Below are 20,638 nucleotides of genomic sequence, written 5' to 3'. Positions count from 1 at the left end.
CGGTTCCGCAGGAGCCGCGCCTACGAGCAGAAAGGAGGAGCCGATGCAAGCGAAGGTCACTGCAACGCCGTCGGCCCTTGCACTGCTCGCCGAGATTGTTGCCGAACATGGTCCGGTGCTGTTCCACCAATCCGGCGGTTGCTGCGACGGCTCCTCGCCCATGTGCTATCCGCGCACCGGCTTTATCGTGAGCGACCAGGATGTGCTGCTCGGCCATATCGCCGAAGCGCCCTTCTACATTGGCGCATCGCAATTCGAGGCCTGGAAGCATACCGATCTCATTATCGACGTGGTGCCAGGCCGTGGCGGTATGTTTTCGCTCGACAATGGGAGGGAGAAGCGGTTCCTGACACGGTCGACGGTCTGCGCCGTCCAAACGTGAACAGCAGTATCGACCTGCTTCCTCTTTGTCTCAGCGCAACGAGCTTCGTGGGAATTGGATGCAACATGCCCGCCTCCAAGCGGAGAACCGGCATGAAACGCAAACTGAACGACGACGCGACGATGGATGGCATCATGCGCGAGACGCCGGCAGCGATCCGCGTCGTTCTTCAGCACGGCATGCTGTGCGTCGGCTGCCCGATCGCTTCCTTTCACACCGTTTCCGACGCGGCACGCGAGCATGATCTGGACGAGGATCAGCTTCGCCACGATCTGGAGGCGGCCATCGAAAATGACGTGGATTAGCTCTTTGCCGCGCGACCTTCAGCGATGACGAGGAGACGATGCGGCTCGACCACGACCACCCTCTGCCGTCCGCTCTTGACGAGCCCCTGGTCCTCCCAGGCGGAGAGCAGCCGGCTGACCGTATGAAGCGTGGTGCCCGTCATTTCCGCAACGTCCTGGCGTGAAATCGGGAAATCGATCAGAATCCCATCCTCGGTCTTTTTCCCCGACTGCTTGATCAGCTTCAGCAACGCATGCGCAACCCGCTGTTCCACCTGCTCGGTGGACATCTCGATGACGCGCGTGTGGGCGTCCTGCAGCCTGGTACCCACGGCCTTGTAGGTATTGGCGCTGAGGCTTGGAAAATTCGTCGCGAGTGTGGCCCAAAGCTGGCTTGGCCAGGCAAGCACTACGCAATCGACGGCCGCGATGGCATTTGCCGGATAGGTCGTCCGGCCCAGCGCGCTGGCGATCCCCATCAGTTCGCCCGGGCTGATGTATCGCACTGTTACCTCATGCCCATCCGGGGTCGATTTTATCACGCGCACATGGCCGTCGAGCAGCAGGAAAAAGGAGTGAGCTTCCTGCTCCTGCTCGAACACCGGCTGATCCTTGGCAATTCGAATGGACCTTGCCTGTCCGACTATGCGATCGAGGTCCCCGGAACCGATCCCCTCGAAGATGGACAGTCCGGCAATCAATGATCGATCAAGGCTTGCCAACTGCCTACCTCCCAACTTCAACCGTGCAACGCGCTCAGGCCCCTGCCCGACTGTGTCACGGACGGCCGCCCCTCGACAAGTGAGGCCTCCCTTGGCTGCCGCCTACCAGTCACTCGCTTGTTTGCGCTGTGGCAAATTTCATCCTTCGAGACTGGGATAGAAGCGTCCAGCAGGCGCCTTGCCTGGTTTTCAATGAGGCATGTCATGGCAATTCCACGGACGCGGCCGAGCGTCTATCCGGCAATTCTCTCCTACGGGTTCCGGCCCTTCTTTCTGCTAGGCTCCCTGCAAGCCGCTGCTGCAATCGTTTTGTGGCTGCCCCTCTATTACGGTAAGCTCGAAACCTTCAGCGCCTTCCTGCCCGTGGACTGGCATATTCATGAATTGCTTTTCGGCTACCTGCCGGCGGTCGTGACCGGCTTCCTGCTGACTGCAATTCCGAATTGGACCGGACGGCTTCCCGTTCAGGATCTTCGCCTGCTGGTGCTGGTGCTGCTATGGGTCGCTGGTCGGGCGGCCGTGTTCCTTTCTGCGGAAACGGGATGGCTGCTGAGCGCCGTCATTGACTGCTCCTTTCTTTTCGCGGTGGTGGCTGCCGCCGCAACGGAAATCATTGCTGGCCGAAACTGGCGAAACATCAAGGTGCTGCTGCCCGTCACGATCCTTTTTGCGGCAAACGTCATGTTTCATCTGGAGGCGCACTATCAGGGTATCTCCGACATCAGCCGACGTCTCGGTCTTGGAGCGGTTGTCGTCCTCATCATGATTGTCGGTGGGCGGATAATTCCGAGCTTCACCCGTAACTGGCTGGTTCGAGAAAAGCCCGGCCGCCTCCCGGCTTCATTTGGCAAGTTCGATATCGGAACGATCGCACTGTCTGCAGTCGGCCTCGCCGCGTGGACCTTCTTTCCCGACAGCATTGCAACCGGAGCATTGCTGACCACCGGAGCGGTCTTCAACGCAGTTCGGCTTGCCCGCTGGGCGGGCGACCGGACGCCGGCCGACCCTTTGGTTCTGATCCTGCACATCGCGTTCGCCTTTGTGCCTCTGGGCCTAGCGCTTGCTGGACTGGCCGTGTTCGCGCCGGGAACAGTCCCTGCGGTCGCCGGCATTCATGCGTTGGCTGTAGGAGCGGTGGCGTGCATGACGCTTGCCGTCATGACCCGTGCCTCACTCGGCCATACAGGCCGCGAACTGACGGCAAGCGTCGGAACACGTGCAATTTTCGCTGCGATCGTCATTGCCGCGATTCTGCGCGTAGCGGCCGCGATGGCTCCCTCCGCAGCAATTCTCTTGCATATCTCGGCGGCGCTCTGGGTTGCCGCCTTCGCCGGCTACGCCGTGCTCTTTGGCGGAATGCTCATGCGACCACGCCGGCAAGCGCGCAGCAATAGCGCCCCATGAAAGATTGGCGGGCGACGTTCCGCCAACGCCCAGTTTCTTACCGCTTCCGCGCCAATCATTCTCGTCGAAACAATTTGCGCCAGCGCAAATCGCCAGGTCGTCCGACGGTCTACAAGGGCGCAACGGTTGATGCCGTGGTGAAACAAAGAAAGGAACTCTCCAATGAAACTGCCCCTCATTGCCGCGGCGATCGTGTTGCTCTCAATCACCGGTGCCGCAAATGCCGAAGAACATGTCGTCCAGATGCTGAACAAGGGTGACAAGGGTTCGATGGTCTTCCAGCCAGATTTCGTCCGGGCGGCGCCCGGCGACACCGTCAAGTTCGTGCCGACCGACAAGACCCACAATGCCGAGATCATCAAGGGAATGATTCCGGACGGCGCCGAGCCCTTCAAGGGCAAGGCGAGCGAGGAGATCACGGTCACCCTCACCAAAGAAGGCGTCTATGGCGTGAAGTGCGCCCCCCACTATGGCATGGGCATGGTGGCACTGATCGTCGTCGGCAAGCCGGTCAACCTGGACGCGGCGGAAGCCGTCAAGCAGATCGGCAAGGCCAAGCCGGTCTTTGCCGAGCTGTTCGCCGAAGCGACCAAAGCCGCTTCGAACTGATCAGACCTCATATGAGACTGCCTCCGGCGATGGCGAGCCGGAAGCACTGGCCGGGCGGACCTGGGGAGAGGTCTGACCCGGCCAATTTCATTTTGCCGTTTGCCACGCCGCTGTGGACCAGGGTCATTGCAACGATATGCTTTGCAACTCCCTCCAAGTCAAAATCCATTTTGGTGCTGATTTGCGCAAACGCAAAGACGCGCCGCGCCATGACACTATCCTGGCTTCATCGAAACCGTTGAAGTCGAGGAGATGAAAATGCTTACGAGACGCGAAGCTTTGCTGGGTTCTGTTCTTACCGCCGCCGCCGTCGCCACCATAGGCTCGGCGCCGGCGTTGGCGGCCGTGAAGGATGTGGCCGGACTGCCGCGCGAGAAGGTGACCCTTGTCGCGCCGCCTTTCGTGCATGCTCACGACCAGGTGGCCAAGGGCGGCCCCAAGGTTGTCGAGTTCACCATGAAGATCGAGGAGAAGCCGACGATCATCGACGCCGACGGCACACAGCTCAACGCCATGACTTATAACGGCTCCATTCCCGGCCCGCTCATGGTCGTGCACGAAGGCGACTATCTCGAGCTCACGCTGATCAATCCCGACACCAACACGCTCGCCCACAATATCGACTTCCATGCGGCGACCGGCGGGCTCGGCGGCGGTGCGCTGACACTGATCAACCCGGGAGAGCAAGTGACATTGCGCTTCAAGGCGACCCGGTCCGGCACATTCGTCTACCATTGCGCGCCCGGCGGAGCGATGATCCCCTGGCATGTCGTGTCGGGAATGAGCGGAGCGGTGATGGTCCTGCCGCGCGACGGCCTGAAGGACGAAAAAGGCAAGCCCGTCCGCTACGACCATATCTACTATATCGGCGAAAACGACTTCTACATCCCGCGTGACGAGCAGGGAAAATTCAAGAAGTACGACTCGGCCGGCGACAACTACGACGATACCGTGAAGGTGATGCGTGGCCTGATCCCGACGCATGTCGTCTTCAACGGCAAGGCTGGATCGCTGACCGGCGAGAACGCCAGAAGGCCAAGGTCGGCGAAACGGTGCTGATCGTCCATTCTCAGGCCAATCGCGACACTCGTCCGCACCTGATCGGTGGCCATGGTGACTTCGTCTGGGAACAGGGCAAGTTCGCAAACCCACCCGCCAAGGACATGGAAACTTGGTTCATTCGTGGCGGTTCGGCGGGCGCGGCGCTCTACACTTTCCTGCAGCCCGGAGTCTATGCATACGTCAATCACAATCTGATCGAGGCGGTCGAACTCGGCGCGACCGCGCACTTCACGGTCGAGGGAAAATGGGACGACGATCTGATGATGCAGGTCGAACCTCCCAAGGCGATTGCCTCCTAACTCGAAGGCCGATCGCCGTACGATCCGCCGGTAGCGCCGGCGGGTCGCATCCGCAGGCGGAGCTTGAGCATGTCCTTCGATCCTGTCTTCACATTCGGAACAATCGCTGCCGCCGCCCTTATCGGTCTCGGCGTCAGCAATGCGATCGACGGGGCGTCGTCACGATCCGAGATTCCATTTGCGGCGGCAGAACTGGTCACCCTGACGGCCGGGTCATTCGAACACCCGAAGCCTGGCGAATTCCTCAAGGACAACCATCCCGTACCCGCACCCGTGGCGAAGGAAACCATCGACACCCCGTTGGAAATCATGAAGTTCCAGGTAACCGCATCGGATTATGACCGTTGCGTTTCGGATGGGTCCTGCAAACCTGCCGACTCGCGCATTGTCGGCGACGTTCCGGTGACAGGCGTCAGCTTTCTCGATGCGCAGGCTTACGCGAATTGGTTATCGGAAAAAACAGGTGAAACTTGGCGGCTGCCGACCGACGTGGAATGGGCCTATGCCGCGGCCGAACGATTTCGGGCAGACATCGAGGCAGGTGAAGGCGATCCCGCCGATCCGGCCAAGCGATGGCTTGCGCTCTATCGCAATGAGGCAGCGCTCGATCGCAAAGCAGATCCTGAGCCGCGGCCTCTCGGGGCATTTGGAGCCAATACAAAGGGCGTTGCGGACCTTGCCGGCAATGTCTGGGAGTGGACAGCGACCTGCTATGCCCATGCGACGATGTCCAGCGATGGCGCGGGCATCGCCAACTCGCTCAGCAATTGCGGCGTGCATGTTGTGGAGGGTTTCCACCGCGCTTACATGTCGAACTTCATCCGCGACGGCAAAAGCGGCGGTTGCGCGGTCGGCACGCCGCCCGACAATCTCGGTTTCCGCCTTGTCCATGATCCCGGTGGCTTCCTGCAAGCCGCCCGTCGCCAACTGGGCCTCACCTGATTGCCCGACAATAGGGAATGCAGATGACTTCGAAGCCGGTCTTGCTTGACAGGGTTCGCCCTGCCGCCGAACAGCCTTTGGCGCGCCCCGGCGTCGACCGGTCCTCGATAGGAAAACTGGTGCGCAAATTCTATTCCAAGGTGAGAGAAGATGGGCGGCTCGGGCCTATCTTCGCCAGCGAGATCGTCGGCGATTGGGAGCCTCATCTGGAGAAGATGACGGACTTCTGGTGCTCCGTGATCTTGAAGAGCGGCGGGTATAATGGCCGACCGGTGCCCGCTCACCTGAAGCTCAAGGATGTCACCGAAGCCGATTTCGATATCTGGCTGGCCCTCTTTCGCGAAACGGCGGCAGAGCTGTTCGAACCCGAAACCGCGGCGGTGTTTGTCGAGCGGGCGGAGCGGATAGCAGCGAGCCTGAAGCTCGCCATGTTCTTTCGCCCTGGTCCCGCCGCGACCTCGCGCGGCGAGTAGGTTTGCCAAACAGGTCTGCCTTGCCAAACGCCGCCGGCGCGCGGCTTGATCTTACGCAAGGACTGCGACCGATCGCTGCCCCTAGTTTCCCTGGATGGTCCTCAATCTCTGCGTCGGCACGATCGTCATCAGCCTGACGGTCCTGATCCACACTTTCGGCCTTATCGCGATCACTCACGTGATGGCGCGTCTCGTGGCGCTGTTTCGCATGCGCGGGCGGCGCAGCCGGGTCCTGGCCATGATCAGCGTGGTTATGGGGCTTTTCGCTGTCATGACGACGGAAGTTTGGCTATGGGCCGGAATCTATCGGCTGCTCGGGATCCTGGGCGACTTCGAGACGGCGCTGTACTTCTCGACCATCACCTTTTCGACGGTCGGCTATGGAGATGTGGTGCCCGCCCATGGCTGGCGCATCCTGGCGGCCCTTGAGGGCATCAATGGCTTTCTCCTGATTGGCTGGTCGACCGCCTATCTGATCGCGGCCGGAACCCGTGTCGGCCCCTTCAAGGTGGGCGAGCATTTTTGATCCGCTGCCCGAGCCATCGCTCAAACCGCCAACGAGTGCCTGCCGGTTCCGTTGCTAAGATATTTGTCAAATTTCGCCGCCACCGTCCTGACGAGAGGACGGCTTTCCTGCGGCACGACGAAGTTTTCGCCGTCGAGCCGAAGAAGCTGGCCGGCGCCGCTGATGGCCAGCCGGCTCGCCTCGCAAAGCAGCGTCCGGCCGATCGCTCCAAAACGTTCGACAAGGTCTACCGCCGAGAAAGTGAAGTTGCACATCAGACGCTCGATGACCCAGCCCCGCGCCAGATCATCGAGACTGAACTCGATGCCGCGCGCTATCGCCAATTGTCCGGAATTCACGGCCTTTTCGTACTCACCCGTCGCAACGATGTTTTGTGCGTGGCCCTGGCGATACCGGCTGATCGACGAGGGACCGAGACCGATCAGGGTTTCGCACTGGTCCTCGGTGTAGCCCTGGAAATTACGGCGGATCTTGCCCGTACGGGCGGCAACCGCCAGCGTGTCCTCCGGTGTCGCGAAATGGTCCAATCCCAATGCCTCGTAGCCGGCGTCGGCAATCAGTCGCGCGGCAAGCTGCGACTGCGCCAGGCGCGCGGTGGAGTCGGGCAGCCAGGCTTCATCGATCATCGTCTGATGCTTCTTGAACCAAGGAACATGCGCGTAGCCGAACAAGGCAAGCCTGTCCGGCGCCAGCGTCAGCGCCTGGGCGACCGTCGCCGCGACACTCTCGCGGGTCTGATGTGGCAGACCGCAGAGCAGATCCAGGTTGACGGAGGCGACGCCCCGCGCGCGCACTGCATCGACAATGCTTTTGGTCAGCGCGAAGCTCTGTTCGCGATTGATCGCCTTCTGCACCTTGGGATCGAAATCCTGGACGCCGAGGCTCGCTCTTGTCATGCCGATCGCAGCGAAGGCATCGAGCCGACCCTCATCCATGTCGTTCGGGTCGATCTCGACGCTAAGGCTAGCATCGTCGAGGAAGTCGAATTGATCCCGCAACGCTCTTCCGAGCACGAGGATGTCGTCTGGCTTTAGCATCGTCGGGGAACCGCCACCGAAATGGACGGCGCGGACCCTGCCCCGCCCGCTCACAAGGCCGCCGACCGTTTCGATCTCCTTATGAAGTGAGCGCAGGAAGGTAGCCACGGGCGCATAGTGACGCGTCTGCTTCGTATGGCAGGCGCAGAACCAGCACAGCCGGTCGCAATAGGGGATATGCAGATACAGCGATATCTCGTCATCGCCTTCAAGCGCATCCATCCACCCGCGAACCGTGACCGCGTCAACGCCCGGATGGAAATGCGGCGCCGTCGGATAGCTCGTGTAACGCGGTACATTGTCACCAAGGCCCACAGTCGGCGTTGGGTGCGGGGGATGGGTGGTGGCGGGAGGGGTCATGACGGTCATGCTGCCTGAACGACAACGGCAAAACCTTGATTTCGATCAAGGCGGCGCGAAGCAACACGCAAATTGCGGGCCTAGTTCATCACAGGGCGTCACAATGGTCCGTACGCGAGCCCGTGGCGGACGCGGATGACCCCCAAACAAGCACGCGTTTGATCTGAATCAAGGCCGCGGATGGAAAAATCCCGAAAAGGTGCCGCGAGCGGACATTTCCGCCGGAACTTTCGTGACGAGATCGGGGACTTGCGATGAAATTTGGCACGGAGATCGTCCTTCTAAGCCTGTTTGCTTTTGGCGCCCTTGTGGCCGCGGGCTTCGGCGTGGATGAACCTTTTCGCCAGCACATGTGGGTTTTGTTCTTCGCCGTGGCTGGCTTCACTGCGATCCTGCTGCGCAGCACGGATCACAAGCCTGCGGCGCCGATCGATCCCTCCACCTACTTGGATGGTCCGATCCGCTACGGGGCCATCGCAACGGTGTTCTGGGGTGTCGTCGGCATGTTGGTCGGCGTGATCATTGCGCTACAGCTTGCATACCCTCACCTCAACATCGAGCCTTGGTTCAATTTCGGTCGGTTGCGGCCGGTTCACACCTCTGGCGTGGTCTTTGCCTTCGGCGGCAACGCGCTGATTTGCACCTCGCTTTACGTCGTCCAACGCACCTGCCGGGCGCGCCTCTTCGGCGGCAATCTCGCGTGGTTCGTATTCTGGGGATATCAGCTTTTCATCGTCATGGCCGCGACCGGCTATCTGCTGGGCATCACCGAAAGCCGCGAATACGCCGAGCCGGAATGGTATGTCGACATCTGGCTGACGATTGTGTGGGTCGCATATCTGCTCCTGTTCCTTGGCACCATCTTGAAGCGCAAGGAACCGCACATCTACGTCGCCAACTGGTTTTATCTCTCCTTCATCGTCACCATCGCGATGCTCCACGTCGTCAACAATCTGTCGATGCCGGCATCGTTCCTGGGATCGAAGAGCTACTCGGCCTTCTCCGGCGTTCAGGACGCACTTACCCAGTGGTGGTATGGTCATAACGCGGTCGGCTTCTTCCTCACCGCCGGTTTCCTGGGCATGATGTATTATTTCGTGCCCAAGCAGGTTAATCGGCCGGTCTATTCCTACCGCCTTTCGATCATCCACTTCTGGGCGCTGATCTTCCTGTATATCTGGGCTGGTCCGCATCATCTTCATTACACCGCCCTGCCCGATTGGGCGCAAACGCTGGGCATGGTGTTCTCGATCATGCTGTGGATGCCTTCCTGGGGCGGCATGATCAACGGCCTCATGACCCTCTCCGGGGCCTGGGACAAGATTCGTACGGACCCAATTGTCCGCATGATGGTTGCGGCCATCGCCTTCTACGGCATGTCGACCTTCGAAGGTCCGATGATGTCGATCAAGACCGTCAATTCGCTCTCGCACTACACGGATTGGACAATCGGCCACGTCCATTCGGGTGCGCTCGGCTGGGTCGGCCTGATCACCTTCGGCGCGATCTACCACATGGTGCCCAAGCTCTGGAACCGCGAGCGGCTCTATTCGCTGCGGCTTGTCACCTGGCACTTCTGGCTGGCGACGCTCGGCATTGTTGTCTACGCGGCAGTGATGTGGGTCTCGGGCATCATGCAGGGGCTCATGTGGCGCGAGTACGATGAGCAGGGCTTCCTCGTCTACTCCTTCGCCGAGACCGTCGCCGCCATGCATCCCTATTATGTCATGCGCGCCGCGGGCGGCGCGATGTACCTCACAGGCATGCTGATCATGGCCTGGAACGTCACCATGACCATTCGTGGCTACCAGCGCGAAGAACAGTCCTTGCCCGGTTCCGCCCCTGCCCTTCAGCCTGCCGAATAAGGAGCCACACATGGGCTTGATGGACAAACACGCGATCATCGAGAAGAACGCCACTCTCCTTCTCGTCGGATCCCTGCTGGTCGTGACCTTCGGCGGCATCGTCGAGATCGCGCCGCTCTTCTACCTCGACAACACGATCGAGAGGGTCGAGGGCATGCGGCCCTACGCGCCGCTCGAGCTCGCCGGCCGCAACATCTATGTGCGAGAGGGATGCTACCTCTGCCACAGCCAGATGATCAGACCGTTCCGCGACGAGGTGGAACGCTACGGCCATTACAGCCTGGCGGCCGAGTCGATGTACGATCACCCGTTTCAGTGGGGATCCAAGCGGACGGGCCCCGATCTCGCGCGCGTCGGCGACCGGTACTCCAACAGCTGGCACGTCCAGCATCTTACCGACCCGCGCTCCGTCGTGCCGGAATCCATTATGCCGAGCTATGCCTTCCTGAAGGATACACCGATCGAGGTGAAGGACTTCTCGACGCATCTCGTCGCCAACCGGCGTGTCGGCGTCCCCTACTCCGATGACATGGTCGCCAATGCCAATGTCGATCTGATGGCGCAGGCCGATCCCAATGCCGACACGTCTGGCCTGGAAAAGCGCTATCCGAAGGCCAAAGTCGGCGACTTCGACGGCAATCCGCAACAGGTCACCGAGATGGATGCGCTGGTCGCTTATCTGCAGATGCTCGGAACGCTCGTCGATTTCAAGAACTACGACGAAGCCGCCGGCTACCGCTGAGGAGGGCAACGATGGACTACAATTTGATGCGGGAATTTGCGGACAGTTGGGGCCTGCTTGCCATGGCCCTGTTCTTCGTCGGTTGCATTGCCTTCGCTCTCCGTCCGGGCGGCAAACCGCAGGCGGATCAAGCCGCACAGATTCCACTCAAGGACGATTGATCATGAGCAGCGAGCATGTCGACGAAATCTCGGGCGTGACGACGACCGGCCATGAATGGGACGGGATCAGGGAGCTCAACAATCCCCTGCCGCGCTGGTGGGTGATCACCTTCTACGTCACCATCGCCTGGGCGCTGGCCTACACGATCGCCTACCCCGCTTGGCCGATGCTAAGCTCCGCCACCAAGGGTGTCCTGGGCTTTTCAAGCCGCAATGACGTCAAGAACGAAATGGCTGCGGCTGAAATCGGCAAGGCCAAGTACGTCGCGGCAATACAGTCTAAAACTGTTTCGGAAATTGCCACGGACGACGCGTTGCGCGAGTTCGCCGTCGCGGCCGGCGGCGCGGCATTCAAGGTCAACTGCGTGCAGTGCCACGGCTCCGGCGCGCAAGGGTCGACAGGTTTTCCGAACCTCAACGACGACGATTGGCTCTGGGGCGGCAAGACGGAGCAGATCCAGCAGACGATCACACACGGCATCCGCTTCGCCGCGGACGCCGACACCCGTCAGTCGGAGATGCCCGCCTTTGTCGACGTGCTCAAGCCCGAGCAGATCGATCAGGTCGGCGCTTTCGTGGCCAGCCTTTCCGGGCCCGTACGGGACAAAACCCTGATCGAGCCCGGCGCCAAGGTTTTCGCCGACAATTGTGCCGCCTGCCATGGCGAGAACGCAAAGGGCAACCGGGAACTCGGAGCACCCGATCTGACAGATGCGATCTGGCTCCACGGTTCCGGCGAAGCCGCGATTGCTTCTCAGGTGCGAGCCCCGAAGAACGGGGTGATGCCTGCCTGGGTCGGCCGCCTTGGCGAGACGACGGTCAAGGAACTGGCTGTCTATGTCCATTCGCTTGGCGGCGGAGAATAGGAGCGGGGCCTATTCTCGGCCCTCGGCCGTTCAAGCGACGGGGCCCGGCCATGCCGGGCCTCGACTTGCTCTTTTGATGACTCAATTTGACCTGCATCAACGCGACGTGCGCGCACGATTGCAAGACTGCTGGACACGGGCGGCATCATTTCGCCGCGATTGGAGATCGTCGTGCTGGATCAGTCGCAGGTAGAACGGCTCGAGGCCGAAGCGGTCAATTCCGCAAGGACGCGACAGCCACTTTATGCGGCGCGCAAGAAGATCTTTCCGAAGCGCGCCTCCGGCCGCTTCCGCCAGTTCAAATGGCTGGTGATGGCGATCACGCTCGGCATCTACTACCTGACCCCCTGGCTGCGCTGGGATCGGGGCCCCTTCGCTCCGGACCAGGCCGTTCTCATCGACCTGGCGAACCGCCGTTTCTACTTCTTCTTCATCGAGATCTGGCCGCAGGAGTTCTACTACGTCGCCGGCCTCCTCATGATGGCGGGCGTCGGCCTCTTCCTGATCACATCGACGGTCGGCCGAGCCTGGTGCGGGTACACCTGCCCCCAGACCGTCTGGGTGGACCTGTTCCTTGTCGTGGAACGGGCGATCGAAGGCGATCGCAATGCCCGCATCAAGCTCGACGCCGCCCCGTGGACCGCTCGCAAGCTCTTCCTGCGCGTGTCCAAGCACGCCGTCTGGCTCGTCATCGCAGCGGCCACGGGCGGCGCCTGGATCTTCTACTTCGCCGATGCGCCGAAGCTGCTCGCCGAAGTCATCACCGGCATGGCTGCGCCCGCCGCCTACGTCACGATCGCCGTGCTCACCGGCACCACCTATGTGTTCGGCGGGCTGATGCGCGAGCAGGTCTGCACCTATATGTGCCCATGGCCACGCATCCAGGCCGCCATGCTCGACGAAAATTCGCTTACGGTGACGTATAACGACTGGCGCGGCGAGCCGCGTTCAAGGCATGCCAAAAAGGCTTCGGCCGCCGGGCAATCGGTCGGCGACTGCGTCGACTGCAACGCCTGTGTCGCCGTCTGCCCCATAGGCATCGACATCCGCGACGGCCAGCAGTTGGAATGCATCACCTGCGCGCTGTGCATCGACGCCTGCGACAGCATCATGGACAAGCTCGGCCGAGAGCGCGGGCTGATTTCCTATGCAACGCTGGCCGACTACAACGCCAACATGGCAGTGGCCACTTCCGACGGCACCGGCCCGGTCGATCCGACGCTCGTTAGAACCGCGAGCGGCAGCTTCGCCGACGGCTTGGCACATTTCCATCTCGGCAAGATCTTCCGGTTGCGCACCTATATCTATCTCGGGGCATGGTCGGCGATCGGCCTGGTGCTCGTCTATTCGCTGCTGACGCGCGAGCGGCTGGAGCTGAATGTCCTGCATGATCGCAATCCGCAGTTCGTGACGCTGTCGGACGGCTCGATCCGGAACGGCTATACGGTCAAGCTGCTCAACATGATACCCCAGCCGAGAACGATCGAGGTCGCGCTGCAGGGCCTCGACGGCGGCGAGATGAGCATCGTCGGCATCGACCAGCCCGCAAGTCGCTCGTTCTCCGTTCCGGTCGAACCCGACCGGCTGAAGACGCTCAAGATCTTCGTCAGGCAACCGGCGGACCAAATCAAGAAACCGGCGCAGAGTTTCGAATTTCGCATCGACGACAAGGCAAGTTCCGAATCCGCCGAATACACCGCCAGTTTCAACGCGCCGGAGAAAGACAAATGAGCGGCGACACGCAAAAGCCACACGGCTTCACCGGCAAGCACATGTTGATCGTCACCGTCAGCTTCTTCGCTGTGGTGATCGGGGTCAACGTCACCATGGCCACGCTCGCCCAGACGAGCTGGACCGGCCTCGTTGTCGAGAACACCTATGTCGCGAGCCAGCAATTCAACGAAGAAGCGCGGAAAGGAAGGGCGCAGGCGGCGCTAGGCTGGACGGGCAAGCTGACTGTCGCTTCAGGCGAAGTCCGCTATAGCCTTGCCGACAGCAAAGGCAAGCCGGTGCCGTTGCACGGCGTCAAGATTCTGTTCCGCCACCCGGCCTACGAAGCGGAAGATGAAGCCCTGACGCTTGCCGCGGTGCCTGCAGGCACTCCGGGCGATACACAGGGGTTTGCCGCCCTGCACACGCCGAAGGACGGCGTCTGGATCGTGGAGATCGACGCCGACGCCGGACTGGCGTCGCCGTTTCGTGACGTTCGCCGCGTCATGATCTCGCATGGAGCCTTGCAATGAGTTGCTGCGCGCCGGGGGCTGAAATCGCGCTGGAAATCGCCGCCCCGGCGGCCGCATCGCCGTCAAGCGAGGAGATCAAGCTGGCCAGCCGCTCTTTGGGCGGCGACATCCACCAGACCGACCTGTCCGTGCCGACGGTTCATTGCGGGGCGTGCATTCAAACGATCGAGGCTGCGCTCGGCTCGATTGAGAACGTTGAGTCCGCTCGCGTCAACCTGTCGACGAAACGTGTGTCGATCCGCTGGCACGGAGACAGCGTTCCGCCATTCTTTACCGTGCTCGGCCGGCTCGGCTATCAGGCGCAACTGTTCGATCCGGAAAATCACGCGAAGGACAGGACGCTCTCGGAGCTGATCCGCGCTGTCGCCGTGGCGGGCTTTGCCGCCGGCAACATCATGCTGCTCTCGGTATCTGTCTGGTCCGGCGCGGAGGGGCCAACACGCGATCTGTTTCATTGGCTGTCCGCGCTGATCGCCATTCCAGCCCTCGCCTTTGCCGGCGGTATCTACTTCCGCTCCGCGGCGAACGCGCTGCGCCATGGCCGGATGAACATGGACGTGCCGATCGCGGTAGGTGTTTCGCTCGCCTACGCAATGAGCCTCTATGAGACCATCAACCACGGCGAGCACGCCTATTTCGATGCTTCGGTATCGCTGCTTTTCTTCCTGCTGATCGGGCGCACGCTGGACCACGTCATGCGTGAGCGGGCGCGAACCGCGGTCAATGGCCTGTCGCGGCTTGCCGTGCGGGGTTCCATTGTCCTGCGAGACGACGAAACCCGCGAATACGTGCCCGTCGCCGAACTCGCGCCAGGAATGCGTCTGCTCATCGCGGCAGGAGAACGGGTACCGGTCGATGGCGATATCATCAGCGGGAATTCCGACTTGGATTGCTCAATCGTCTCCGGCGAAAGCGCGCCCAAAACCGTGAGTGCCGGCACACATGTCCAGGCTGGCACGCTGAACCTGACGGGTCCTCTGACATTGCAGGCCGCCGCCGCCGCGAAGGATTCCTTCCTGGCGGAAATGGTCCGGCTGATGGAGGCCGCCGAGGGCGGCCGCTCGCGCTACAGGCGGATTGCGGATCGGGTATCGGCACTCTACGCGCCGGTGGTCCATCTGGCGGCCTTTGTCACATTCCTCGGCTGGATGATTGCGTCCGGCGATTGGCACCGGGCCATGACAATCGCCATCGCCGTGCTTATCATTACCTGCCCCTGCGCGCTCGGCCTCGCCGTCCCGATCGTCCAGGTCGTGGCAGCCCGGCGCCTGTTCGAGGCGGGCGTCATGGTCAAGGACGGTTCGGCCATGGAGCGTCTCGCGGCGATCGACGCGGCTGTGTTTGACAAGACCGGGACGCTGACCCTAGGGCAGCCCAGACTCGTCAACGCGCCATCAATCGATCCGGCTATGCTGGCGATCGCGGCCGACATGGCGGCTCATTCCCGGCACCCATTTTCAAAGGCGCTGGTTGCATATGGAAGCGCTCGTAGCCGAACCAAATTCGACCGCGTGCAGGAAGAGCCCGGCTTCGGCATCGAAGCCTTCGCTGGCGGCGATAGCTGGCGCCTTGGCCGGCGCGGCTGGGCCGGATGGAAGGCCCGTACGGGCGGTGAAGGACGATACGGCGGCCTTGGCGGCACGGTTCTTGCGAAGAATGGCAGGATCGCCGCATGCTTCGCCTTCGAGGACGCCACGCGAGCCGATGCGAAGGCGGCAGTGCAAGGATTGAAGGACGCCGGTATCTCGGTCGAGATGCTCTCCGGCGACACCGCGAGGGCCTGTGGCGAGGCGGCGGGAATTGTGGACATAGAGAACTTCGTGCCGGCCTTGCTGCCGTCGGGAAAGGTCGAGAGGATCGCGACGTTGGCCCGCGCCGGTCACAAGGTGCTGATGGTGGGCGATGGCCTCAACGACACGCCGGCGCTTGGCGCCGCGCATGTCTCGATGGCCCCTGCGACCGCGGCCGATATCGGCCGCAAAGCCGCGGATTTCGTCTTCCTGCGCGAGAGCCTGCTGGCGGTGCCGCTCGCCCTGGATATCTCGCGCAGGGCTGGCCGGCTCATCCGCCAGAACATCGCAATCGCGATCATCTACAACGCATTCGCCGTGCCGATCGCCATCCTCGGATATGTGACGCCGCTCATCGCGGCGATCGCGATGAGCGCTTCCTCGCTGATCGTGATCGCCAACGCGTTGCGGCTTCAGGCAACAGCGAAAGCGGCACCTGAAGCGACTCCGGCCAACCGCCGCACCGACGTCATCGAAGCGGCCCATCCATGACCACGCTCGTCTATCTCATTCCGGTAGCCCTGTTCCTGGGAGCGCTCGGTTTGTCCGGCTTCCTGTGGGCCTTGCGCAGCGGCCAGTACGAAGATCTCGATGGCGCTGCCGAGCGGATACTGATCGAGCCCGATGCGCGAGACAATGAAGGCCCACGATCAAACTAATACAGGTCAAAGCGCCGGCGCTCCCGGCGTTCCAGAAAGCCTGACGAAGCGCAGCAGGAGGCAACGATGCAAGCCCAGGACATCATGACGACGCCGGTGATCTCGATCGATGCTTCGGCCTCGATCGCCGACGCTGCCGACCTGATGTTGACCAGGAAGATCAGTTGCCTGCCGGTCACATCCGATGGTGTCGTGGCAGGCATCATCAGCGAAGGCGACTTCCTCCGGCGCAAGGAACTTGGCACCCAGCGTGTCCGCCCTCGCTGGCTCGAATTTCTGACCGGCCCCGGCAAGATCGCCGATGAATATGTGCACACAACCGGCCGCCGGGTTGGTGACGTGATGACGACGGACGTCATCTCGGCGCCGCCTGGCGCGTCGCTAGCCGAGATCGTCGAATTGATGGCGAACCGCGACATCAAGAATGTGCCGATCCTCGATCAGGACAGAATGGTCGGGATCATAACCCGCTCCGATTTGTTGCGCGCCCTGCTCCCGATCCTGCCCAAATCAGGCGCCGCGACTGCCGATGACGAGGTCATACATAGGAACATCATTGCCGAGTTGCAGGGACAGTCCTGGAGCGGCGGCGACCTTATCGGCGTTACCGTCGATAAGGGAGACGTCGAGCTGAGTGGCGCGATTTTCGACGAGCGTCAGCGAAAGGCCGCTGTCGTTGCCGCCGAGAACGTTGCCGGGGTCAAGAAAGTCACGGACAAACTCTTCTGCGCCGGGCCGTTGTCGGTGGTGCTTGTCTCTTGAAGGGCATCGCGCCGAAACGGATTTAACGGATTCAGGCGACGCGCTTTTAATCTTTGTTTTGATGCTTGTCGTTCTCCCAGAACCGCTGCCTGGGCGGCTCACCGCCGCAGCCGATCAGGCTGCGGCCGTGGTGTTCAATCAACGGATAGATTGCAACCGAGCGATCAAGTCGCCATTGCGGCAATAGGCCGGCGGGTGATCCGCATGTTCGGTTTCGTCAAGCCAGGCCGCGCATTCGTCCTGATGGCCGCAGGACCGGCACCGGTCCACGGCACGATTGGTGACAGCGACGTGATCCGCGACGACTTTCAGCTGCCTCTCGATGCCGAGCTTCTGCATCATGCGTCCCATCAAGCCGGTTCGAGCGTCAACTCCAATCAGATATTCGAGAAAATTCATGTCGGCACACTCCTCAGTCGGCAATCATTGCCATGCCGAGCAACGGGCGACGTTGATCTCGATCAACGAGGTGAGCATCGAACCGCTGTGCCAGCTCCGTTGCCAGCTTTACGATCGGCGCAGGGTTTGCATCAACGGCCAGATTGGCGACAATCGTTTTGTAGGACATGCGGGCACCTCAGGGCGACGGGTCACGTCCTGCTTGCTCCCTCGCGAGGCGCGGCGCCTTGATATCGGTCAAACGCAGATGTTTGCGAATGCGGGCACGGGTGCTAAACCAGCGACCGCCAGGTTTCAGAAGCAGGATAGTATGTGAGCAAGCAGCAGCAGCCAGCCTCCCTAGACATCGCCGAGGCGGCAGCCCCGTCGGATCGTGAAGGGAGGCATGACGAGTTGCCGGAACATGAGCTTCTTGCGCTGATGTTCGAACAGGCTCCGGGTTTCATGACCCTGCTCAGCGAACCGGACCACATCTTTCAACTGACCAATGCGGCTTACCAACGCCTGATCGGTCAGCGGCAGGTTATCGGCAAGTCGGTTCGCGAGGCCTTGCCCGAGCTCGAGGGGCAAGGATTCTTCGAATTGCTCGATCGTGTCAGCGAAACCGGAGAGCCTTATGTCGGACGCGGCGTCAAGGTAGTCCTCCGCAATGCCGAGACCGGGCTTGCTGAGGAGCGTATCCTGGACTTCGTCTACCAGCCCATCAGGGCCAGGGACGGCCGGATCACTGCTATCTTCGTTCAGGGCACCGACGTCAGCGACCTGTCGTTCGCCAACGCCGCGCTGCAGCTGCGTGAGGATCACCTGCGTTCGATCCTGGCAACCGTGCCCGATGCGATGGTTGTCATCGACGAAAGCGCCAACATCCAATCCTTCAGCACGGCGGCCGAAACATTGTTTGGCTACAAGGCCGGCGAGGTTATCGGTCAAAACGTCAAGTTGCTGATGCCCTCGCCATACCGGGATGAGCACGACGCGTACATGCAGCGCTACCTGACGACAGGAGAGCGCCGCATTATTGGACTCGGGCGTACGGTAACGGGGATGCGCAAGGACGGATCGACCTTTCCGATGGAGCTCGCGGTCGGCGAAATGCATCCGGGAACGGGCCGCTTCTTCACCGGCTTCTGCCGCGATCTGACGGAACGCCACAAAACGGAAGCCAGGATGCAGGAACAGCAGCAGGAACTGCTTCACATGGCGCGCTTCACCGCGCTTGGCGAAATGGCCTCGACATTGGCGCATGAGATAAACCAGCCACTGACGGCCATCACGAACTACCTCAAGGGCAGCCGTCGTCTCCTGGAGAAAAGCAAGGACGAGAATGCCGCCATGCTGCAGGATGCCGTCGAGAAGGCTGCCGAACAGGCCCTGCGCGCTGGCGACGTGATCCGTCGCCTCAGGGATTTTGTCGCCAGGGGTGAAAGCGAGCGTCAGGTCGAACGTCTGTCAACGCTCATCGAGGACGCCTCGTCGCTTGCTTTGGTCGGCGCCAGGGAAGCAGACGTGCGCGTCAGTTACGATCTCGACCCGGCCGCCGAGTTCGTTTTGACCGATCGAATCCAGATCGAGCAGGTATTGCTGAATCTGATGAGAAACGCCGTGGAGGCCATGCAGGGCGCACCCAGGCGGGAATTGCATGTCGTTACCGTGGCACGGCGAGATGGCATGGCTGAAGTTGGTGTGATCGACACTGGCCCGGGGCTTGCGCCAGAGGTTTCGGCCCAACTCTTTCAACCTTTCGTCACCACCAAAAAACACGGAATGGGTGTCGGCCTGTCCATTTGCCGCACTATCGTCGAGTCGCATGGCGGTCATATTTGGGCGGAAGCAATGTCTGGTGGCGGGACAGCGTTCCGATTCACTTTGCGCGCCGTGGAGAAGGAAGAAGTCGCTGGTGGCCAATGATACCGTTCATGTGGTCGACGACGATGTCGACGTTCGCAAGTCGCTGGGTTTCCTTCTGGCGACAGCCGACTTTGCCGTGCGCCTCTATGAATCGGCGACCGCATTCCTGGCAACGGAACCAAAGGAACTCGACGGCTGCATCGTCAGCGACGTCCGCATGCCCGGCATCGACGGCATCGAGTTCCTGCGGCAACTGAAAGCCCGAGACCTGAGCGTGCCGGTGATCGTGATGACGGGGCACGCCGACGTCGCCCTGGCTGTCCAGGCGATGAAAGAGGGTGCCGCCGATTTCATCGAGAAGCCATTCGACGATCAGGTGCTTATCGATGCCATTCGCTCGGCCCTGGACCACCGAAGCCAGCCGGCCGCAGCGCACCCACAATCGACGGAGATCAGAAAGAATCTCGCCACGCTATCGGAACGGGAGCGCCAGGTGCTGGAAGGGCTTGTTTCCGGGTTACCGAACAAGACAATTGCCTATGATCTGGGGATCAGCCCGCGCACGGTCGAGATTCATCGCGCCAATGTCATGAGCAAGATGGGCGCCGGCAGCCTCTCGCATCTGGTACGCATGGCACTGATCGCCGGCCCTCAACATTAGAGCAATCCCAGACAGACGCGCAGAGGCTTTCCGCTCGAACCGCCGCTCTAAGGCGCGTTTCGAAGTGAAGCCACCCTGCCTTCTCGGAGATGCCAGTCGCGCCAATGGGTCGGCCGAATATCGATGCGGACACCGGTAACGGCATGCCGCCAGCCCTCCCGGCCTTTTTCGCAGGGAAATACAAGCGGGTGCAAGCCTTCCTCATCCAGAACGGCTAGTTCGAGTCTGCGGCCAAACGGAGCGCTTGCTATTGAATTCCACATCCGGCCAGGGTGGGCCGAATAGCAATTCCACGCTTTGATTTGAATCAGTTTTTTGGGCGGCTTGGGTTGAAGAGGCCGGCTTACAATGAAGCATCTGCGTGCCTCATAATTTGACATAGCTCAAAGCGAAGACCGCCCTCAGTCCGTAGGTTGAGTCCGAACCGTCCCAGACTGCGGTCGGCCTCTTGCACAGGACATTTCCACATGAACTACCAGCGGTTCTTCGAGGATGCGATCGACCAGCTCCACGCCGAGCGGCGCTACCGCGTTTTCGCCGAT

At 61.3% G+C, this 20,638-nt stretch carries 23 protein-coding genes and 1 pseudogene; 19 read left to right on the top strand and 5 right to left on the bottom strand.

What is annotated here, in order from left to right; genetic code table 11:
• Positions 1-43: 43 nt before the first annotated feature.
• Together AC0L2L_RS27035 and AC0L2L_RS27030 are read left to right on the top strand one after the other, a co-directional pair.
• Positions 44-382 carry a DUF779 domain-containing protein gene (locus AC0L2L_RS27035; RefSeq protein WP_473582754.1) on the top strand — a complete coding sequence of 113 codons (339 nt, stop codon included), beginning with the start codon at positions 44-46 and terminating at the stop codon, positions 380-382.
• A gap of 92 nt (positions 383-474) precedes the next feature.
• Positions 475-687, top strand: a complete 213-nt coding sequence (locus AC0L2L_RS27030) for a DUF1858 domain-containing protein (RefSeq protein ID WP_036259795.1) — start codon at positions 475-477, stop codon at positions 685-687.
• Here AC0L2L_RS27030 and AC0L2L_RS27025 read toward each other — a convergent pair.
• Positions 684-1,388: a Crp/Fnr family transcriptional regulator gene (locus AC0L2L_RS27025; protein ID WP_027169466.1), complete on the bottom strand. Its 705-nt coding sequence runs from the start codon at positions 1,386-1,388 to the stop codon at positions 684-686. The two genes, AC0L2L_RS27030 and AC0L2L_RS27025, sit on opposite strands and share 4 nt — an antisense overlap.
• Before the next feature lie 204 nt (positions 1,389-1,592).
• Between AC0L2L_RS27025 and AC0L2L_RS27020 the strand changes: the two genes are divergently transcribed.
• Both AC0L2L_RS27020 and AC0L2L_RS27015 read left to right on the top strand, forming a co-directional pair.
• Entirely contained in the window at positions 1,593-2,792 is a 1,200-nt protein-coding gene (locus AC0L2L_RS27020; RefSeq protein ID WP_473582752.1) for an NnrS family protein, read from the top strand.
• Between the two features lie 162 nt (positions 2,793-2,954).
• Positions 2,955-3,401 (top strand): pseudoazurin, encoded by a 447-nt coding sequence (locus AC0L2L_RS27015; RefSeq protein WP_473582750.1) that lies wholly within the window; start codon positions 2,955-2,957, stop codon positions 3,399-3,401.
• Between the two features lie 7 nt (positions 3,402-3,408).
• Here the strand turns inward: AC0L2L_RS27015 and AC0L2L_RS27010 are convergent, their stop codons facing one another.
• Positions 3,409-3,612, bottom strand: a complete 204-nt coding sequence (locus AC0L2L_RS27010) for a hypothetical protein (RefSeq protein WP_473582748.1) — start codon at positions 3,610-3,612, stop codon at positions 3,409-3,411.
• Positions 3,613-3,659: 47 nt separating this feature from the next.
• On the opposite strand from AC0L2L_RS27010, the pseudogene nirK reads away from it, so the two are divergent.
• The 4 genes and pseudogenes from nirK (at position 3,660) to AC0L2L_RS26990 (ending at position 6,703) form a co-directional block, all read left to right on the top strand.
• Positions 3,660-4,762 (top strand): annotated as a pseudogene (gene nirK, locus AC0L2L_RS27005) (copper-containing nitrite reductase).
• Between the two features lie 69 nt (positions 4,763-4,831).
• Complete coding sequence (locus tag AC0L2L_RS27000; protein WP_473582746.1) at positions 4,832-5,704, top strand: SUMF1/EgtB/PvdO family nonheme iron enzyme; 873 nt, start codon at positions 4,832-4,834, stop codon at positions 5,702-5,704.
• Positions 5,705-5,727: 23 nt separating this feature from the next.
• Positions 5,728-6,177: a group III truncated hemoglobin gene (locus tag AC0L2L_RS26995; RefSeq protein ID WP_473582744.1), complete on the top strand. Its 450-nt coding sequence runs from the start codon at positions 5,728-5,730 to the stop codon at positions 6,175-6,177.
• A 94-nt stretch (positions 6,178-6,271) separates the two neighbouring features.
• Entirely contained in the window at positions 6,272-6,703 is a 432-nt protein-coding gene (locus AC0L2L_RS26990) for an ion channel (protein WP_473582742.1), read from the top strand.
• A 20-nt stretch (positions 6,704-6,723) separates the two neighbouring features.
• Here the strand turns inward: AC0L2L_RS26990 and hemN are convergent, their stop codons facing one another.
• Positions 6,724-8,100: an oxygen-independent coproporphyrinogen III oxidase gene (gene hemN / locus AC0L2L_RS26985; protein WP_473582740.1), complete on the bottom strand. Its 1,377-nt coding sequence runs from the start codon at positions 8,098-8,100 to the stop codon at positions 6,724-6,726.
• Positions 8,101-8,354: 254 nt separating this feature from the next.
• On the opposite strand from hemN, the gene ccoN reads away from it, so the two are divergent.
• The 9 genes from ccoN to AC0L2L_RS26940 all read left to right on the top strand — a co-directional run bounded on the left by ccoN (position 8,355) and on the right by AC0L2L_RS26940 (position 17,188).
• A complete protein-coding gene (gene ccoN, locus AC0L2L_RS26980) occupies positions 8,355-9,965 on the top strand; it encodes a cytochrome-c oxidase, cbb3-type subunit I (RefSeq protein WP_473582738.1) in 1,611 nt (536 codons plus the stop codon).
• Positions 9,966-9,975: 10 nt separating this feature from the next.
• Positions 9,976-10,707: a cytochrome-c oxidase, cbb3-type subunit II gene (gene ccoO / locus AC0L2L_RS26975; protein ID WP_473582736.1), complete on the top strand. Its 732-nt coding sequence runs from the start codon at positions 9,976-9,978 to the stop codon at positions 10,705-10,707.
• A gap of 11 nt (positions 10,708-10,718) precedes the next feature.
• Positions 10,719-10,868, top strand: a complete 150-nt coding sequence (locus tag AC0L2L_RS26970) for a CcoQ/FixQ family Cbb3-type cytochrome c oxidase assembly chaperone (protein ID WP_027169476.1) — start codon at positions 10,719-10,721, stop codon at positions 10,866-10,868.
• Between the two features lie 2 nt (positions 10,869-10,870).
• Entirely contained in the window at positions 10,871-11,734 is an 864-nt protein-coding gene (gene ccoP, locus AC0L2L_RS26965; RefSeq protein ID WP_473582734.1) for a cytochrome-c oxidase, cbb3-type subunit III, read from the top strand.
• Between the two features lie 171 nt (positions 11,735-11,905).
• Positions 11,906-13,465 carry a cytochrome c oxidase accessory protein CcoG gene (gene ccoG / locus AC0L2L_RS26960; RefSeq protein WP_473582732.1) on the top strand — a complete coding sequence of 520 codons (1,560 nt, stop codon included), beginning with the start codon at positions 11,906-11,908 and terminating at the stop codon, positions 13,463-13,465.
• A complete protein-coding gene (locus tag AC0L2L_RS26955) occupies positions 13,462-13,977 on the top strand; it encodes a FixH family protein (RefSeq protein ID WP_473582730.1) in 516 nt (171 codons plus the stop codon). Before ccoG ends, AC0L2L_RS26955 begins: the two co-directional genes overlap by 4 nt.
• The gene (locus AC0L2L_RS26950) at positions 13,974-16,259 is read left to right on the top strand and encodes a cation-translocating P-type ATPase (RefSeq protein ID WP_473582728.1); all 2,286 of its coding nucleotides are present in this window, start codon (positions 13,974-13,976) and stop codon (positions 16,257-16,259) included. Before AC0L2L_RS26955 ends, AC0L2L_RS26950 begins: the two co-directional genes overlap by 4 nt.
• On the top strand, positions 16,256-16,426 hold the full coding sequence (ccoS, locus tag AC0L2L_RS26945) for a cbb3-type cytochrome oxidase assembly protein CcoS (RefSeq protein WP_027169481.1): 171 nt from the start codon (positions 16,256-16,258) through the stop codon (positions 16,424-16,426). Before AC0L2L_RS26950 ends, ccoS begins: the two co-directional genes overlap by 4 nt.
• Positions 16,427-16,492: 66 nt before the next feature.
• On the top strand, positions 16,493-17,188 hold the full coding sequence (locus tag AC0L2L_RS26940; RefSeq protein WP_473582726.1) for a CBS domain-containing protein: 696 nt from the start codon (positions 16,493-16,495) through the stop codon (positions 17,186-17,188).
• Between the two features lie 138 nt (positions 17,189-17,326).
• Here the strand turns inward: AC0L2L_RS26940 and AC0L2L_RS26935 are convergent, their stop codons facing one another.
• Complete coding sequence (locus AC0L2L_RS26935) at positions 17,327-17,587, bottom strand: DUF6455 family protein (RefSeq protein ID WP_473582724.1); 261 nt, start codon at positions 17,585-17,587, stop codon at positions 17,327-17,329.
• 13 nt (positions 17,588-17,600) lie between these two features.
• Positions 17,601-17,756: a hypothetical protein gene (locus tag AC0L2L_RS26930; protein WP_473582722.1), complete on the bottom strand. Its 156-nt coding sequence runs from the start codon at positions 17,754-17,756 to the stop codon at positions 17,601-17,603.
• A gap of 251 nt (positions 17,757-18,007) precedes the next feature.
• Between AC0L2L_RS26930 and AC0L2L_RS26925 the strand changes: the two genes are divergently transcribed.
• On the top strand, positions 18,008-19,495 hold the full coding sequence (locus AC0L2L_RS26925; protein WP_473582955.1) for a PAS domain S-box protein: 1,488 nt from the start codon (positions 18,008-18,010) through the stop codon (positions 19,493-19,495).
• Complete coding sequence (gene fixJ, locus AC0L2L_RS26920; protein WP_473582952.1) at positions 19,482-20,096, top strand: response regulator FixJ; 615 nt, start codon at positions 19,482-19,484, stop codon at positions 20,094-20,096. Before AC0L2L_RS26925 ends, fixJ begins: the two co-directional genes overlap by 14 nt.
• The last annotated feature ends 542 nt before the right edge of the window (positions 20,097-20,638 follow it).

It is taken from the genome of Mesorhizobium sp. WSM4832 (assembly GCF_055811115.1).
Note: the sequence above shows the minus strand (reverse complement) of the source record. Positions and strands in the feature narration are given on the sequence as shown.